Consider the following 14,810-nt stretch of genomic DNA (forward strand, 5'->3'; position numbering starts at 1 on the left):
TTCCAATGCGAGGCTCCCATGAACACTGCGGCGTTCGCGGATACACCCACCACCCGATGCGCCTATTACCGGCGAACATGCGGATTACCCGCCGGAATCCACCCCGACATCGGCCGTATCGTCATCAAGGCGGGCCTGGTCGGCGGCATCACCATGCCCGCAGCCCTCGGCCAGCGAGTACGAGATGACTTGCTGCACAGGCGATTCACCCTCGGCCCGATCATCGCGCACATCCGCTCGCATCGCTGGACCTACCTCGTCCGGCCCGACTTACCGAACGACATCCGCCTAGCTCCCGCCCTACTGCACCTCAACGTCTCGATCGTTCCCTACGGCGGCGAAATCGCCCTGCCATCCCCCGCCGATGGCCCCGCGCACCGGCAATGGGTGATCCCACCCCTCGACACCTTCCGCCCGTCCGGACTGACGATCATCGCAGCGGTGCAAGCCAGCGCACCCCGGGAGCCTCTCCGTTGAACAATCCGTTCCCAACGAAAAACCAACTGCTACAAGCATGTCGAGGAGACCTGCCGATCGACCACCCCTTACTCCACACCGCCCGCGCTCTCACAGTCCTGCACGAACGCAGACTCTCCGAGAATTGCTGCGCGCACGAGGAAACAGATCGACAACGCACCGCCCTGGTCCGCACCGTCGACAACTGGCTCGACAAACAACTACCGCCATCCCACGGTGCCGCCTCGGTACATACAGAAACAGTCGGCGAAGTAATCGACCGCCTCGCTCAACTGACCGCGGCCGCGTACGCCGCTCTCACCAGTGCCTGCGAATGGGATCTCTGGGATGCGTGGGAGCGCCTCGCCGAACTAGCGATCGGATACGAGGACCTCGCCACAGACGTCAACTCAGGCCGCCGCCGACTGCCAGGCTGCCAGTAGCCGCGAGCCACTCTCGTTGCTTGCAGTCACTTCGAGCCGAGCGGTAGGGTCTGCCCCATAGTTATAGGGGGGAGAACATGCCCCATACTCATGTCGTCAGCTGGGCTGCGAAGGGGACGCCGATGTTGAGCAGGGGAAACAAGCTGCGTGCGATAACCCTTGCTTTGGGTGTCACGCTGGCTCTGGCTGGCTGCCAGGACGGCAACGACGGCCCGCCGAGCACCTCGACGACCAGCGGTACCGCACCATCCTTGGCAGCGGACGTGCCACATGGGTTCGATCCGTGCACAGGAATACCTGCAGATGTGCTGGCCTCGGAGAATCTCAAAGCCACCGGGCGCGACGACACAGGCAAAGGCGGGGTTATGTGGAGAGGCTGCGGTTGGGTTGTCCGCGGCGGTAACGGCTACTCGGTTGCCATCACGACCTCGAACATCACTCTCGACTCGGTACGGGCCAAGCACTTCACGGATACCCAAGAGTTCACCTCCGCAGGTCGACGGGCTACGTCCTCGCGCGAGGATCTTGGCGATTCGTCCTGCGTAGTCAACGTTGAGATGAAGGGCGGCAGTCTCGACCTCTTGGTCGACAACCCGAAGTCTGCTCCCGATACCGGACAAATGGACGCGTGCCAGATTGCGCGGACACTGGCTGACAAGGTCGCGCCCGCTATACCTGCCGGCGCGTAAGCCACGCACTGAAAGATCCAGCGGGAGGGACACGATGGCCGATGAAGCACCGCCGAGCCCATTGGCGAGCCTGATAACTCAGGCCCGTGACGGAGCTGTCTCCGTTCGGATGGAACCCGAGCAGTTCGCGAAGATCGAATACGAGTGCAACGCGTTCAAGGAAGTCATCCGGGATATTCAGAAGGATGTGCAGCAGGTCGCCCGAATCGGAACATGGGGCTTCGGAGATCAATCAGGTTCGAAACTGACATCCGCACCCACGATGGCAAATCGCTTCCGCGCGAAGTCCATGGGCCACCCTGGCGGCGATGACTTCAACACTGTCTTGGATGAGCACTTCCGCGCCGTCGAAGACATTCGCCAGCTGCACGCCACCATCCGCGACCGCTTCCTCGCGCAAGACGCCGAATGGTCCGCGCGCTTCAACGCCGAAATTGCCCGGCTCAACCAATTCCCCGACCGCAACGGCCAACCCGGCGTCACCGGCCCGATCCCTGGAGACAACAAATGACCGGGACCGAGCCGCCTCAGATTCCGCCGCGGACCGAGAACCCAGAAGGATTCCGGCACACGGAAATCCGCGATGCCTTCGCACCGGTCGACACCACCACCGCTAACGACGCCGCCACGAAATACCTGCAGGCGCAGCAGAAGTGGACTGATGGACTGCAAACGTTCCGCCAGCGCATGATGTCGTCCATCGCCGAGTCGTGGGAAGGCCAAGCCGCGGAGGCTTCGAAGAAGGCAATCGTCAACTACACGACAAAGGCCGACCAGCTCACCAGCACTTTTGGTTCCGTCAGCAAGGTCATCACCGACACCGCCCAGGCTGCCGTCGACGTCAAAACGGGGATACCCGAGCGCAAAGACAACCCCCGTTGGTACAACCCCAACGCGTGGCCATTCATGCGCTCCCGCTTTGAAAACCAGCGCAACGACGCCGAAGAACAAGCGCGAACCATCATGCGCACCTACTACGTCGACGGGCTAGCCCAAGCTGACAAGTCTCTGCCAGTTTTGCCGCGCCCAGTCGACCTCGTTCAACAGTCGGACGTCCCGCCCGTCGTCCCCGGAACCCACCCTCCGGGCACCAGCGACCACTCAACCGACCCCAATAACCGCACGGGCCAACCCAATCAGCCCGGCCAAACTCCTGACGACCAGAAGAAAGACGAGTCCGGCAACCCCACGGAGGACAAGCCCACCTCCGACAAGCCGAACCAAAACCAGAGCCCGACCGATCCCGCAAAGCAGCAGACGACGGCCGCGAGCACCACCCCCGCCGATACGACGTCGACTACGCCGAAGTCTCCCACTACCACCACGCCGACCACGCCCTCCACCACTCACCCGACAACTCCGGGCGTCCCGACAGGCCTCACTCCGCGAAGTCCTGGCAGCCCCGGCAGTCCGGGAAGTCCTTCGAAGCAACCAGGTGGCCCGGGCCGCAGCATTCCCGGCACTCCTGGCGCACCGGGAACAACCACCAGATCAACGGTTCCCGCTGGTGCCACCGCTGCCCGCGGCGCAGCAGGCTCCCCCGGCATGATGTCCCCCGGTGGCGGCCGCGGCAAAGGCGAGGACGAGTCGGAGCACCAAACTCCCGACTACCTCAAGAACGAGGAGAACACCCTCGAACTCCTCGGTGAAACGCCTCGAACAATTCCGGGTGGCGTGCTCGGTGCGAAATACGCCTCAGCCCAGGTAAAGCCCGCAGAAGATCCGCCAGGCACCGACCGCTGAGCACCCGACTCCACCGTACAAGCACAGATCTACTGCGCTACCTCGCATTACTGAATGGATCACACATGGCTGAATGGACTTGGGAACCAGACGATTTCGCCGCCCTCTGGTACAGCGACGCCAACGACCGCTTCCCACGCCCATTGCACTACCTCAGCCGTTTCCGCTACCTCGAAGATTTCCACGCGCATCGCGAAAAGATCTGCAACAGCTACTCATTCGACGAAATGGACCAGATCCGTCTCGCCATCCACACCCTGACGACCTCGAACGTACGCATCGAAATCCTCGGCGGCACAACACGGACAAAGAACGCCGCGATCCGCCAGTACCGCATCCTCGGAGCCCGCAACCCCCACCACGCCGTCGTCCTCTCCCAATCCGTCATCGACGACACCGACGGCCCCATCCGCCTGCGCATGTGCCGCCCCGAACACCTCCCCACCCGAATCATCAACTGGCTCTTACCTGCCAACCCCGGCACCCACCCGCCGGCCACCTTCCACGAGGACGACACCAAACCACCCCGCGACGGCCACTACGCGGAAGACCCCCGAACCAGCCCCCGCGAACGCTATCGCCGTCTCCTCGGTCGCCCCTCCGACGGCGGCGGCAGCGCCGCCCTCTACACCGGCTCAATCCTCGACCGCCCCGAGCCGTGGGAAACCTTGCAGTGGTACGACATCACCGACGACGGCCGCTACACCGAAGCCCGCAAGATAGACCAGATCAAGATCCGCCCCACCGCCCCCCAGGATCTCGCCACCCACTTCACGACCTGGATCGATAAGGCTGTGCAACGGCTCCGGGAGGACGAAGACGATGCCTGGTAGTCGCCCCTCGAAGTCGGTTGTACAGCACGTTCTTTCGCTCACCGTGGCAGTCGCGTCCCTGTCAGCACTCACACTGTCAACTAGCTGCGGCCAGGGCGATTTCCATTTTCAGCCTCCCAGATCGCGACCTCGTCAACTCAACGCCAATTCCAGCGTGGGCTGTGGTTCGCGAGCTCGACATTGATGGGCGAAAGGCCACGGTCTCAGAGGAGAAGGGTGGCAAATGCAGTGTGCGGATGATATTCCGCGACGCCAACATGAACGTCGTGATTGATCCGGACGGGAAAAAGACCACAATAGATTCGGACGACAGATCGCATGCCAGTTGTGAAGCACAGCTACCGCTCCTGAAATCGATTCTGGCCAAAGCCAACCTGCCCTGAGCTCAGGCTTCTGGCCATCCAACGGCCCTGTGACGGGTGTGGCATTGTCGACGGTCGTAGCGAGTTCGAGGCGAGGAGTAGGTCATGGTGACGCCGGTTGAAGGTGATGACGCGGCTGGTTTGCGGCGTCGGGTCAGGGAGTTGTTGGATCGGTACGGTGACGGGGTTGCGCCGATAGTGCAGGTTGACGACGATCCTGGGCTGCGTACCGTCGCGCAACGGTACGAGGGGCAGCTGGACGAGAAGGAGCTGGCGGCGCTTGTCGAGCTGATGCGGCGGACGATGCATGCGGCTCCCGGTGTCGGGTTGGCCGCTCCGCAGATCGGCCTGCCGGTGCAGTTGGCGGTGATCGAGGACTCTGCTGCGGTCAGCGAGGAGATCGCTACGGCCCGTGAGCGCTATCCGCAGGAGTTCCTCGTGATCGCGAATCCGACGTACACGCCCTCTTCACTGCGCACCGCCGACTTCCCCGAGGGCTGCCTGAGCGTCACCGGATACCACGCGGTGGTACGCCGCCACGCCGACGTCACGCTGCGCTTCACCGATCTCGGTGGAACATCCCGGCTCGCGGAGTTCAGCGGGTGGCCTGCCCGCATCGTGCAGCACGAGACGGACCATCTCAACGGCGTCCTCTATGTCGACAAAGCCGAACCCGGCACCCTCACCGAGATCGTGGATACTCCGCCCGTCTCGTCTCAGTGAACCCAGTACTTGCGCCAGTCGTCACCGGCAAGCGGAAGTCGTTCCCCGCGATCGGCTTCCGCCGCGTCCTCGGTGGCGCGGATGGCGGCGGCGAAGGTGAGGGTGGCTTTGCGGAGGCGTTCCTCGGCGCTGTCGGGGAGGCCGAGGTGCACGACGCGGAGGTCGGTGGGAACCAGGTCTTCGGGGAGGCCCGCTTTGCTGCTGCGGTCGCGGATCTTTTCGGCGAGGGCCAGGGCGGGTTGGGCCATGGCGATACCGTCGAGGCAGGAGCGGCGGGACTTCTCGGCGGATTTGCGTTCTTCCCAAGCGCTTTCCTGCGCCGCGATCTTTTCTTCGAGGGTGGTGTCAGCGGCGAATTGGGTGTCGCGGAGGTAGGGGCTGCGGTTGACGAGTTTGGCCACCAGAGCCGCGGCTACATCGTTAACGGTGAATTCGCCTGCCGCTTGGGCGATTCGGGAGTGGAAGAGGACCTGGAGCAGGAGGTCGCCCAGTTCTTCCTTGATGGTCTCCGCGTCGTTGTGCTGGATGGCGTCGAGAAGTTCGTAGGTTTCCTCGAGGAGGTAGGGGCGCAACGAGTCGTGGGTTTGGGTTACTTCCCAACCGCCGAAATTCCAGAGGCGGTCCATGACTTCGACGGCGTTGGTCAAACCCGCTGCCACTACCGCAGTATCGGACGGGGTCCCGTTCAGCTGGCTAGCAGCATGGCGAGCGGCACGTAACACCGCCTCATCACGATCAGCACTCATGCCTGCGCCTCGCTGACGCTCGGCTCCGGCACGAGTGCCGGGGCAGCTGCGCTTGTTGTTCGCTCGCTCATCGCGCGGCCGAGACCTCGGTCGCGGTGGTGAGATCTACTGCGCCCTGGGCTTTTCCGTCCAGAGCGAGCAAGAGATCGGCGACGAATTGCAGGAGCACTACGTCGCGGACGCGTTCGGCGCCGACGCTGTCTTCGACGCGCGGCAGTGGCAGCGAGATCACGCCGCTGGCGGCGCGGTAGCTGGCGCTGGGGTAGATGCGTTTGAGGCGCATCTGTTTCGAGTCGGGTAGGTGCAGCGGGGAGACCTTGAGGGTGGTTCCGGTGACCGCGATTTCGGTGACCTCGTATTCGCGGGCCAGCAGGCGGAGTTTCGCGACGGAGACCAGGCGGCCGACCTCGACCGGGAGCGGACCGTAGCGGTCGACGAGTTCCTCGACGACGGAGGCGAGGGCCGAATCGTCCTGGGCGGAGGCGAGTTTGCGGTATCCCTCGAGGCGCAGGCGGTCGCTGCCGATGTAGTCGGGCGGGATGTGCGCGTCGACGGGGAGGTCGATGCGCATTTCCTTGGGTTCCTCGGTGGTGATGGGCCTGCCGTCGGCGGCGGCGCGGTAGGCCTCGACGGCCTCGCCGACCAGCCGGACGTAGAGGTCGAAGCCGACGCCGGCGACGTGACCGGACTGTTCGGCGCCGAGTACGTTGCCCGCGCCGCGGATTTCGAGGTCCTTCATCGCGACGGCCATGCCCGCGCCGAGGTCGGAGTTCTGCGCGATGGTGGCGAGGCGGTCGTAGGCGGTTTCGGTGAGCGGCTTCTCCGGCGGGTACAGGAAGTAGGCGTAGCCGCGTTCCCGGCTGCGGCCGACCCGGCCACGCAGCTGATGCAGCTGCGAAAGGCCGAGGGCGTCGGCGCGTTCCACGAGCAGGGTGTTGGCGTTGGAGATGTCGAGGCCGGTCTCGATGATGGTGGTGCAGACGAGCACGTCGAATTCGCGCTCCCAGAAGCCCTCGACGGTGGACTCGAGGGCGTCCTCGTTCATCTGACCGTGCGCGACGGCGACCCTGGCCTCGGGCACCAGTTCGCGAATCCGCTTGGCGGCCTTGTCGATCGAGGACACCCGGTTGTGCACGTAGAAGACCTGGCCGTCGCGCAGCAGCTCGCGCCGGATGGCGGCGGTGACCTGCTTGTCGTTGTAGGCGCCGACGTAGGTGAGCACCGGGTGCCGCTCCTCGGGCGGGGTGAGGATGGTCGACATCTCGCGGATGCCTGCCAGGCTCATCTCCAGGGTGCGCGGAATCGGCGTCGCGGACATGGTCAGCACGTCGACGTGGGTGCGCAGCGCCTTGATGTGTTCCTTGTGTTCGACACCGAAGCGCTGCTCCTCGTCGACCACGACGAGCCCGAGGTCCTTCCAGCGCACGCCGGTCTGCAGCAAACGGTGCGTGCCGACCACGATGTCGACGGTGCCGTCGGCCATGCCCTCCTGCACGGCGCGGGCGTCGGCCGGATCGGTGAACCGGGACAGGCCCTTCACGTTGATCGGGAAACCGGCGACGCGTTCGGTGAAGGTCTGCAGATGTTGTTGCGCGAGCAGGGTTGTCGGCACCAGCACGACGACCTGCTTACCGTCCTGCACCGCCTTGAACGCGGCGCGCACGGCGATCTCGGTCTTGCCGTAGCCGACGTCGCCACACACCACCCGGTCCATCGGAACCGGCTTCTCCATGTCCGACTTGACCTCGGCGATGGCGGTCATCTGATCGACGGTCTCGGTGAACGCGAACGCGTCCTCCATCTCCTGCTGCCACGGGGTGTCGGGGCCGAACGCGTGCCCGGGCGCGGCCTGGCGCGCGGCGTACAGCTGCACCAGCTCGCCGGCGATCTCCCGAACAGCCTTGCGCGCCTTGCGTTTCGTGTTGGCCCAGTCGGACCCGCCGAGCTTGGACAGGCTCGGCAACTCGCCGCCGACGTAGCGGGACAGCTGATCCAGCGACTCCATCGGCACGAACAGCCGGTCGCCCGGCTGACCACGCTTGCCGGGCGCGTATTCGATGACGAGGTATTCGCGGCGCGCGCCGCCGATGGTGCGCTCGATCATCTCGACGAATCGCCCGATGCCGTGCTGGTCGTGCACCACCATGTCGCCCGCGTTCAATGCGAGCGGATCGACCTGGTTGCGGCGCTTGGCGGGCAGCCGCTTGCCGTCGCCGGGCGCGGTCATCCGGTTGCCGGTGAGATCGGATTCGGCGACGACGACCAGTCCGGCGTCGTCGAAGATCAGACCGTCGTGCAGCGAACCGCACAGCACGCCGACGACTCCGTTGCTCGGTTCGGCACCGGGTTCCAGCGTCGCGGCGGGCACGTCGGCGTCGGCGAGCCGTTCCAGAATGCGTTGCGCCGTACCGTGTCCGGCCACGACGACCACCGCCCGGCCGCCGGTCGCCACGTGCGCGCGCAGCGAGGCGAAGATGGTCGCGACGAGTTCATCGGAGCCGCGGGCGGTCGGCCCGGCCAGCACCGGCAGCACCACCTCGGCGGGGATGCCGGAGGTGAGCGGGCTCAGCGTCCACCAGGGCAGGCCGCGCTCGTCCGCGCTGGCGTGCACATCGGGCAGCGCCTGATAGCCGGAAGCAGCCAGATCCAGGCCGTGCGCGCCGAGCGGAGCATCCGCCCCGAACGAGGCCGCCGTCCAGGACGCCTCCAGGAACTCCTCACCGGTGCGCACCAGATCGGCGGCGCGAGTGCGGATCTTCTCCGGATCGCACAGCAGCAGATGGGTGCCCTCGGGCAGCACCTCGGTCAGCAGCCGCAGTTCGCCCGGCTTCAGCACCGGCAGCAACGCCTCCATGCCGTCCACCGGGACGCCGTTGGCCAGCTTCTCCAGCATCTCGACGAGGGCGGCGTCGGACGCGTAGTCGACGGCGACCTCGGCCGCGCGCTCGCGCACATCGGCGGTGAGCAGCAGTTCGCGACAGGGCGGCGCGACAACGACATCGACCGACACCTCGGTCAGCGAGCGCTGGTCCGCGACGGCGAACGGGCGCAGCTCGGTCACCTCGTCGCCCCAGAACTCCACCCGCACCGGATGATCGGCGGTGGGCGGGAACAGGTCGAGGATGCCGCCGCGCACCGCGAACTCGCCGCGTTTGCCGACCATGTCGACCCGGCTGTAGGCGAATTCGACCAGGCGCGTGAGCAATTCGTCGAAGTCGAGCTCGGCGCCGACGCGCAGCACGATCGGCTCGATGTGGCCGAGACTGCCCGCCATCGGCTGCATGAGCGACCGCACGGTGGTGACCACCACGCGCAACGGTTCGGGGAAAGCCGGGTCTTCCGGATGGGCCAGCCTGCGCAGCACTTCGAGCCTGCGCCCGACGGTGTCGGCGCCCGGGGACAACCGCTCGTGCGGCAGGGTTTCCCAAGACGGGAACTGCGCGACCGCCGAACCGAGCATTTCCTCGAGTTCGACCGTCAGATCGTCCGCCTCACGCCCGGTCGCGGTCACCACGACCAGCGGCCGTTGCGCCACGATCGTCGCGGCCACGAACGCCCGCACGCCGGACGGCCCGACCAGCTCGACCGAGGACTTACCGACCAGCTCGGTGACGGTCCGCAGGGCGGCATCGGCACCGGCGACCGCCGCGAGTCCCGCAAGCGGTGGACGATGGGTCGGCATCACAACTCCTGAGCTCAAGCCGGGTATTTCGAGCAACAGGCAGAAGTCTAGCTGCCCGCCTCTCCGCGAATTCGGGCCAGACCTAGGTGCCACACCAGTGACGTTGGCGTCCGCCGGCAGGTTGGCGGCAGCGTTGGCCCGTGCCCGACGAGTTACCCATGTGCTGACGAAATCAGTCGTCCCGTAGGGCGACCGAGAAACGACTAGGGCACGTAGCGACGCAGGCGTCTGGCGGCGAACTCGCGGAAGTAGGCGAGCTTCTCACCCGGCACGATCGACGGGAGCAGGAAGTACCAGACGCGTTCCATCCGGGTCGCCATCTGATCGATCGACTCGGTGCCGACGGCGATGATGTGCACGCCCGCGGTCATCTCCTGCAGCAGCATGCCGATTACGTCGGCGTCGAGCTCGGGCTGCAAATCGCCTTGGGCGATAGCCCTTTCGGAGAGCACGCGGTAGGTGTCACCCCACGTCTTGGCGATGTTGTCGCCCTGGGCGCCGCGGTAGTCACCGATCTGGTGGGTCAGCTTGAGCATCGCGCCGACCATCGGATCGTTCATCGATAGGTCGGCCACGACATAGGTGATGCCGATGCACGCCTCGAGCGCGGGCACCCGGGGATCGAAGAAACCCTGACACGAGCTGACCAGCCGCTCGTTGCCCTGGTCGACCACCGCACGCGCCAGCTCTTCCTTCGAGCCGAAGTGAAAGTACAAGGCGCCCTTGGTCACATTGGACTGCGCGATGATCTCGCTCAGACTCGCGTTCGCGTAACCCAAGCGCAGAAAGACATCGGCAGCGCCCGCAAGAACGGAGTCGCGGGTGATCTCCGCGCGCGCTTGCCTAGCCATCAGATCCGCCTGTCATCCTAAAAACCAGCCATCCTGAAGTAGACCGACATCACGAAGTAGACCGACTTACCGCCCGAACAGCACCCAAAGGATGGGTGAACCGTACCACCAGGCGGGCCCTCGGCAGTCAATTCGAGCATTCGACTGGACCCACTTCGCAATTCGCTGGTTAACAACCCGAGTCACTCCTCGATACCGGCGCGCCACTCCGAGCTGAGATGCGGGTCGGCCTCCAGATGGCTCAGCCCGTTCCAGCACAGATTCACCAAATGTACGGCGACAACCTCTTTCGACGGTTTGCGTTCGTCCAGCCACCAGGTGGCGGCGGTCGCGACCTGCCCGACCAACGCCTGGGCGTAGAGGGTGGCCAGGCTGGTGTCGAAACCGCGGCGCTCGAAATCACCGGCGAGGATGTGCGCGACTTGGTTCACGGCCTCGTTGAGCAGGCTGGAGTAGCGGCCCTCGGCATTGCCCGCGGGCTGATCGCGCACCAGGATGCGGAAGCCGTCGGTGCGTTCCTCGATGTAGGTCAGCAGCGCGAGCGCGACCTGTTCGAGCCGCACCCTTGATCGGTTCTGGGTGAGCGAGGACACGATCATGTCGAGCAGCATCGACATCTCGCGATCGACGACGACCGCGTACAGCCCCTCTTTGCCGCCGAAGTGTTCGTACACCACAGGTTTGGAGACTTGGGCCCGCTGCGCGATCTCCTCGATGGAGGTGGCGTCATATCCGCGCTCGGCGAACAGTGCGCGACCGATCTCGATGAGCTGCTGTCGCCGCTGGGTACCGGTCATCCGCGGACGCGACACCTTGGGCGGTTCACTAGTCGACATCAGTTCCGCCTCCCTTCGCCACACGACCGTCCAGTGCCTTAACTGTTCCAGACAGCCCGCAAGATTGCCCCGTCAACCCCGGGCGCGCCTTCCATCAACTCCGGCCCGACTCTCTCAACGCTCCAACTACCGGCAAGAATCGCGCAGAGGCGGGGGTGTATGCGAGGATCTTTCCCGTGCCGTGGCACAGCGGCGGGTGTTCCCGATCCGCCGATGTGACAATCCGCCGTGGTGTAATGGCAGCACCTCTGATTTTGGTTCAGATAGTTCAGGTTCGAGTCCTGGCGGCGGAGCTCGGCAGCACGATGACCTATCGTTGGCCCGCACATCTGCGCCCAGCACAGCAGACCCCAGCACGATGAGCAGAGCCCAGCAGCATGATGACAGGCAGCCGAGGGAGATCCATGCCACAGCAGACCGCCGTCGTCGTTCTCGCAGCCGGTGCCGGGACGCGAATGCGGTCGAAGACCCCCAAAGTGCTGCATTCGCTGGCCGGTCGAAGCATGCTCGCACACGCGCTGCATGCGGCGAACGAGATCGACCCCGCATACCTGATCACCGTGGTCGGCCACGACCGCGAACAGGTCGGCGCCGCAGTCAACGCGGTGGCCACCGACCTCGGCCGTGACATCACGCCGGCCATCCAAGAAGAACAGCTCGGCACCGGTCACGCCGTGCAGTGCGCATTGGCCGCGCTGCCCGTCGGATTCACCGGCGACCTGCTCGTCACCTCCGCCGACGTGCCGCTGCTCGACGGGCACACCCTGTCCGCGCTGCTCGACGAGCATCGCTCGTACACCGAGCGGTCCGCCGTGACGGTCTTGACCTTCGTGCCCGACGACCCGAACGGCTACGGCCGCATCGTCCGCGATGCCGACGGCCAGGTGGTCGAGATCGTCGAGCACGCCGACGCCACCCCGGCGCAGTCGGCGATCACCGAGGTCAACTCGGGTGTGTACGCGTTCGACGTGAACGTGCTGCGCACCATGATCAGCCGGTTGTCCACCGCCAACGCCCAGCACGAGCTGTATCTCACCGACGTGCTGCGGCTGGCCCGCGAGGCAGGGCATCCGGTGCACGGCGCCCGCCTGGTCGACGCGGCCAAGGTCACCGGCGTGAACGACCGGGTCCAGCTGGCCAACGCGACGAGCAGGCTCAACCGCTACATCCTGGAACGGCACATGCGCGCCGGCGTGACGATCATCGACCCGGCCTCCACCTGGGTGGACGCGAGCGTGCGGATCAGCAGGGACGCGGTGCTGCGCCCCGGCGTCCAGTTGCTCGGCGACACCGTGATCGGCGAGGACGCCGAGATCGGGCCGGACAGCACGCTGACCGATGTCGTCGTCGGCGACGGCGCCCGGGTCATCCGCACGCACGGCGAGGGCGCGATGATCGGCCCCGGCGCGACCATCGGCCCGTTCAGCTACCTGCGGCCGGGCACGGTGGTCGGCAATTCCGGCAAGCTCGGCGCCTTCGTGGAGACCAAGAACGCCTCGATCGGCGCGCACTCCAAGGTGCCACACCTGACCTATGTCGGTGACGCCACCATCGGCGAGTACAGCAACATCGGCGCTTCAAGTGTTTTCGTGAACTACGACGGAGTGACCAAGCATCACACCACTGTCGGCTCGCATGTGCGAACGGGAAGCGACACGATGTTTGTCGCACCGGTAACGGTGGGTGACGGCGCGTATACGGCGGCGGGTACTGTACTGCGCAGAAGCGTTCCGCCCGGGGCACTCGCGGTTTCCGGCGGGCCGCAGAAGAACATCGAGGGCTGGGTGCAACGCCACCGTCCTGGAACGGCCGCGGCGCGCGCGGCGGCAGAAGCCAACGCCGCCAAAGAGAACTCCGGTCAGGCAATCGAGCAAAAGGATGGCAAACAGCAGTGACCGCGTCATGGATCGACAACCAGAAGAACCTGATGCTCTTCTCGGGACGCGCTCATCCTGAGCTGGCCGAACAGGTCGCCAAGGAACTCGACGTCCACGTCACGCCGCAGACCGCACGCGACTTCGCCAACGGCGAGATCTTCGTCCGGTTCGAGGAGTCCGTCCGCGGCTCCGACGCGTTCGTGCTGCAGAGCTTTCCCGCGCCGCTGAACCAGTGGCTGATGGAACAGCTCATCATGATCGACGCGCTCAAGCGCGGTTCGGCCAAGCGGATCACCGCCGTGCTGCCGTTCTACCCCTACGCCCGCCAGGACAAGAAGCACCGCGGCCGCGAGCCGATCTCGGCTCGCCTGGTCGCCGACCTGCTGAAGACCGCGGGCGCGGACCGCATCATCACCGTCGACCTGCACACCGATCAGATCCAGGGCTTCTTCGACGGCCCGGTCGATCACATGCACGCGCAGCTGCAGCTCGCCGAGTACATCCGCACCAACTACACCCTCGACCACATCACCGTGGTCTCCCCCGACTCGGGCCGCGTACGCGTCGCCGAGAAGTGGGCCGACTCGCTCGGCGGCTCGCCGCTGGCGTTCATTCACAAGACCCGCGATCCCCTGGTGCCCAACCAGATCAAGGCGAACCGCGTGGTCGGCGATGTCGAGGGCCGCACCTGCATCCTGATCGACGACATGATCGACACCGGTGGCACCATCGCCGGCGCGGTCAAGGTGCTCAAGGATGCCGGCGCGGGTGACGTGGTCATCGCCGCGACGCATGGCGTGCTGAGCGACCCGGCCGCCGAGCGGCTCGCCGCCTGCGGTGCCAAGGAAGTTGTGGTCACCAACACGCTGCCGATCACCGAAGAGAAGAAGTTCGCGCAGCTGACGGTGCTGTCCATCGCCCCGCTGCTGGCCCGCACCATCCGCGAGGTCTTCGAGAACGGCTCAGTCACCGGGCTTTTCAACGGCAACGCTTGACCGCCTCTCCGAGAATTCAGGCCAGACTTGGGTGCCACGGCAGTCACGTTGGCGACCGGCGGTGACGTGGTGGGTGCGCTAGCTCGTACCCGGTGAGTTACCCATGTGCTCACGAAATCAGAACGTGCGTATGGAAGCCGCCCGGACTACAAGTCCGGGCGGCTTTCTTTGCGTCTGCTCCGTTAGTTGTGGCGATACGCGGGGATACTGAGGGGTATGGACCGTGAATCGCTGGACACAGACATGGGAGACGACGACCAGGCCGACGAGATCCGCGCCTACGAGCGCAATATCGAGGATCCGCCGGACGACCTGCGCATTCGCTATCACGAGAACGACGATGACGGCAGGCTCGGCATCGCGGATGAGCTGGCGCAGGAGTCGACACCGCGGGAACAGCGCGCCGAAAAGGCCCAGGACGACGAGCGGCCCGCCGAGGTGCTGGCCATGGACATCGTGGACGACAAGGATCTCTGACGCCCGGTCGATGCCTGACTGCGCCACCTAGCGCAATCGGCTATGACAGCCCTACCGTCGTGGTACGCATAACGGACAAGCCGGACGCAGTCCGTCC

At 65.5% G+C, this 14,810-nt stretch carries 14 protein-coding genes and 1 tRNA gene; 11 read left to right on the plus strand and 4 right to left on the minus strand.

Annotated elements, in window-relative coordinates; genetic code table 11:
• Positions 1–18 precede the first annotated feature (18 nt).
• The 7 genes from ACIBK2_RS38710 to ACIBK2_RS38740 all read left to right on the plus strand — a co-directional run bounded on the left by ACIBK2_RS38710 (position 19) and on the right by ACIBK2_RS38740 (position 5,249).
• Entirely contained in the window at positions 19–477 is a 459-nt protein-coding gene (locus ACIBK2_RS38710) for a DNA-directed RNA polymerase subunit beta (protein ID WP_396975018.1), read from the plus strand.
• Positions 384–899 (plus strand): DUF4254 domain-containing protein, encoded by a 516-nt coding sequence (locus tag ACIBK2_RS38715; RefSeq protein ID WP_396975019.1) that lies wholly within the window; start codon positions 384–386, stop codon positions 897–899. The genes ACIBK2_RS38710 and ACIBK2_RS38715 overlap by 94 nt, the downstream gene beginning before the upstream one ends.
• A 122-nt stretch (positions 900–1,021) precedes the next feature.
• On the plus strand, positions 1,022–1,588 hold the full coding sequence (locus tag ACIBK2_RS38720) for a DUF3558 domain-containing protein (protein WP_396975021.1): 567 nt from the start codon (positions 1,022–1,024) through the stop codon (positions 1,586–1,588).
• Positions 1,589–1,622: 34 nt separating this feature from the next.
• Positions 1,623–2,099, plus strand: coding sequence for a hypothetical protein (locus ACIBK2_RS38725; RefSeq protein WP_396975023.1), 477 nt, complete (start codon positions 1,623–1,625; stop codon positions 2,097–2,099).
• Entirely contained in the window at positions 2,096–3,331 is a 1,236-nt protein-coding gene (locus ACIBK2_RS38730) for a WXG100 family type VII secretion target (protein ID WP_396975025.1), read from the plus strand. The genes ACIBK2_RS38725 and ACIBK2_RS38730 overlap by 4 nt, the downstream gene beginning before the upstream one ends.
• A 65-nt stretch (positions 3,332–3,396) precedes the next feature.
• The gene (locus tag ACIBK2_RS38735) at positions 3,397–4,164 is read left to right on the plus strand and encodes an ESX secretion-associated protein EspG (RefSeq protein WP_396975026.1); all 768 of its coding nucleotides are present in this window, start codon (positions 3,397–3,399) and stop codon (positions 4,162–4,164) included.
• A 467-nt stretch (positions 4,165–4,631) separates the two neighbouring features.
• On the plus strand, positions 4,632–5,249 hold the full coding sequence (locus tag ACIBK2_RS38740) for a peptide deformylase (RefSeq protein ID WP_396975028.1): 618 nt from the start codon (positions 4,632–4,634) through the stop codon (positions 5,247–5,249).
• Here the strand turns inward: ACIBK2_RS38740 and ACIBK2_RS38745 are convergent.
• The 4 genes from ACIBK2_RS38745 to ACIBK2_RS38760 all read right to left on the minus strand — a co-directional run bounded on the left by ACIBK2_RS38745 (position 5,243) and on the right by ACIBK2_RS38760 (position 11,325).
• Entirely contained in the window at positions 5,243–5,875 is a 633-nt protein-coding gene (locus tag ACIBK2_RS38745; RefSeq protein WP_396975329.1) for a MazG family protein, read from the minus strand. The two genes, ACIBK2_RS38740 and ACIBK2_RS38745, sit on opposite strands and share 7 nt — an antisense overlap.
• Before the next feature lie 187 nt (positions 5,876–6,062).
• Positions 6,063–9,677, minus strand: a complete 3,615-nt coding sequence (gene mfd, locus ACIBK2_RS38750) for a transcription-repair coupling factor (RefSeq protein ID WP_396975030.1) — start codon at positions 9,675–9,677, stop codon at positions 6,063–6,065.
• Positions 9,678–9,880: 203 nt separating this feature from the next.
• The gene (locus ACIBK2_RS38755) at positions 9,881–10,528 is read right to left on the minus strand and encodes a TetR family transcriptional regulator (RefSeq protein WP_396975032.1); all 648 of its coding nucleotides are present in this window, start codon (positions 10,526–10,528) and stop codon (positions 9,881–9,883) included.
• A 182-nt stretch (positions 10,529–10,710) separates the two neighbouring features.
• Positions 10,711–11,325: a TetR/AcrR family transcriptional regulator gene (locus ACIBK2_RS38760; RefSeq protein ID WP_051187212.1), complete on the minus strand. Its 615-nt coding sequence runs from the start codon at positions 11,323–11,325 to the stop codon at positions 10,711–10,713.
• Between the two features lie 261 nt (positions 11,326–11,586).
• Here ACIBK2_RS38760 and ACIBK2_RS38765 point away from each other — a divergent pair.
• The 4 genes from ACIBK2_RS38765 (at position 11,587) to ACIBK2_RS38780 (ending at position 14,713) form a co-directional block, all read left to right on the plus strand.
• Positions 11,587–11,657 (plus strand) — tRNA-Gln (locus ACIBK2_RS38765).
• 111 nt (positions 11,658–11,768) lie between these two features.
• On the plus strand, positions 11,769–13,259 hold the full coding sequence (gene glmU / locus ACIBK2_RS38770; protein WP_396975034.1) for a bifunctional UDP-N-acetylglucosamine diphosphorylase/glucosamine-1-phosphate N-acetyltransferase GlmU: 1,491 nt from the start codon (positions 11,769–11,771) through the stop codon (positions 13,257–13,259).
• On the plus strand, positions 13,256–14,236 hold the full coding sequence (locus ACIBK2_RS38775) for a ribose-phosphate diphosphokinase (RefSeq protein WP_357381568.1): 981 nt from the start codon (positions 13,256–13,258) through the stop codon (positions 14,234–14,236). Before glmU ends, ACIBK2_RS38775 begins: the two co-directional genes overlap by 4 nt.
• 216 nt (positions 14,237–14,452) lie before the next feature.
• Complete coding sequence (locus ACIBK2_RS38780) at positions 14,453–14,713, plus strand: hypothetical protein (protein WP_396975037.1); 261 nt, start codon at positions 14,453–14,455, stop codon at positions 14,711–14,713.
• The last annotated feature ends 97 nt before the right edge of the window (positions 14,714–14,810 follow it).

The organism is Nocardia sp. NPDC050175 (assembly GCF_044459885.1).
In the GTDB taxonomy this organism is placed as follows: Bacteria; Actinomycetota; Actinomycetes; order Mycobacteriales; family Mycobacteriaceae; genus Nocardia.

Excerpts from the sequence above, each read along its gene's own strand:
- ACIBK2_RS38760 (WP_051187212.1), bottom strand. The coding sequence starts at position 11,325 with ATGACCGGTACCCAGCGGCGACAGCAGCTCATCGAGATCGGTCGCGCA.
- ACIBK2_RS38730 (WP_396975025.1), top strand. The coding sequence starts at position 2,096 with ATGACCGGGACCGAGCCGCCTCAGATTCCGCCGCGGACCGAGAACCCA.
- ACIBK2_RS38745 (WP_396975329.1), bottom strand. The coding sequence starts at position 5,875 with ATGGACCGCCTCTGGAATTTCGGCGGTTGGGAAGTAACCCAAACCCAC.
- ACIBK2_RS38755 (WP_396975032.1), bottom strand. The coding sequence starts at position 10,528 with ATGGCTAGGCAAGCGCGCGCGGAGATCACCCGCGACTCCGTTCTTGCG.
- ACIBK2_RS38710 (WP_396975018.1), top strand. The coding sequence starts at position 19 with ATGAACACTGCGGCGTTCGCGGATACACCCACCACCCGATGCGCCTAT.
- ACIBK2_RS38715 (WP_396975019.1), top strand. The coding sequence starts at position 384 with ATGGGTGATCCCACCCCTCGACACCTTCCGCCCGTCCGGACTGACGAT.
- ACIBK2_RS38735 (WP_396975026.1), top strand. The coding sequence starts at position 3,397 with ATGGCTGAATGGACTTGGGAACCAGACGATTTCGCCGCCCTCTGGTAC.
- mfd (WP_396975030.1), bottom strand. The coding sequence starts at position 9,677 with ATGCCGACCCATCGTCCACCGCTTGCGGGACTCGCGGCGGTCGCCGGT.
- ACIBK2_RS38725 (WP_396975023.1), top strand. The coding sequence starts at position 1,623 with ATGGCCGATGAAGCACCGCCGAGCCCATTGGCGAGCCTGATAACTCAG.
- ACIBK2_RS38720 (WP_396975021.1), top strand. The coding sequence starts at position 1,022 with ATGTTGAGCAGGGGAAACAAGCTGCGTGCGATAACCCTTGCTTTGGGT.
- ACIBK2_RS38780 (WP_396975037.1), top strand. The coding sequence starts at position 14,453 with ATGGACCGTGAATCGCTGGACACAGACATGGGAGACGACGACCAGGCC.
- ACIBK2_RS38740 (WP_396975028.1), top strand. The coding sequence starts at position 4,632 with ATGGTGACGCCGGTTGAAGGTGATGACGCGGCTGGTTTGCGGCGTCGG.
- glmU (WP_396975034.1), top strand. The coding sequence starts at position 11,769 with ATGCCACAGCAGACCGCCGTCGTCGTTCTCGCAGCCGGTGCCGGGACG.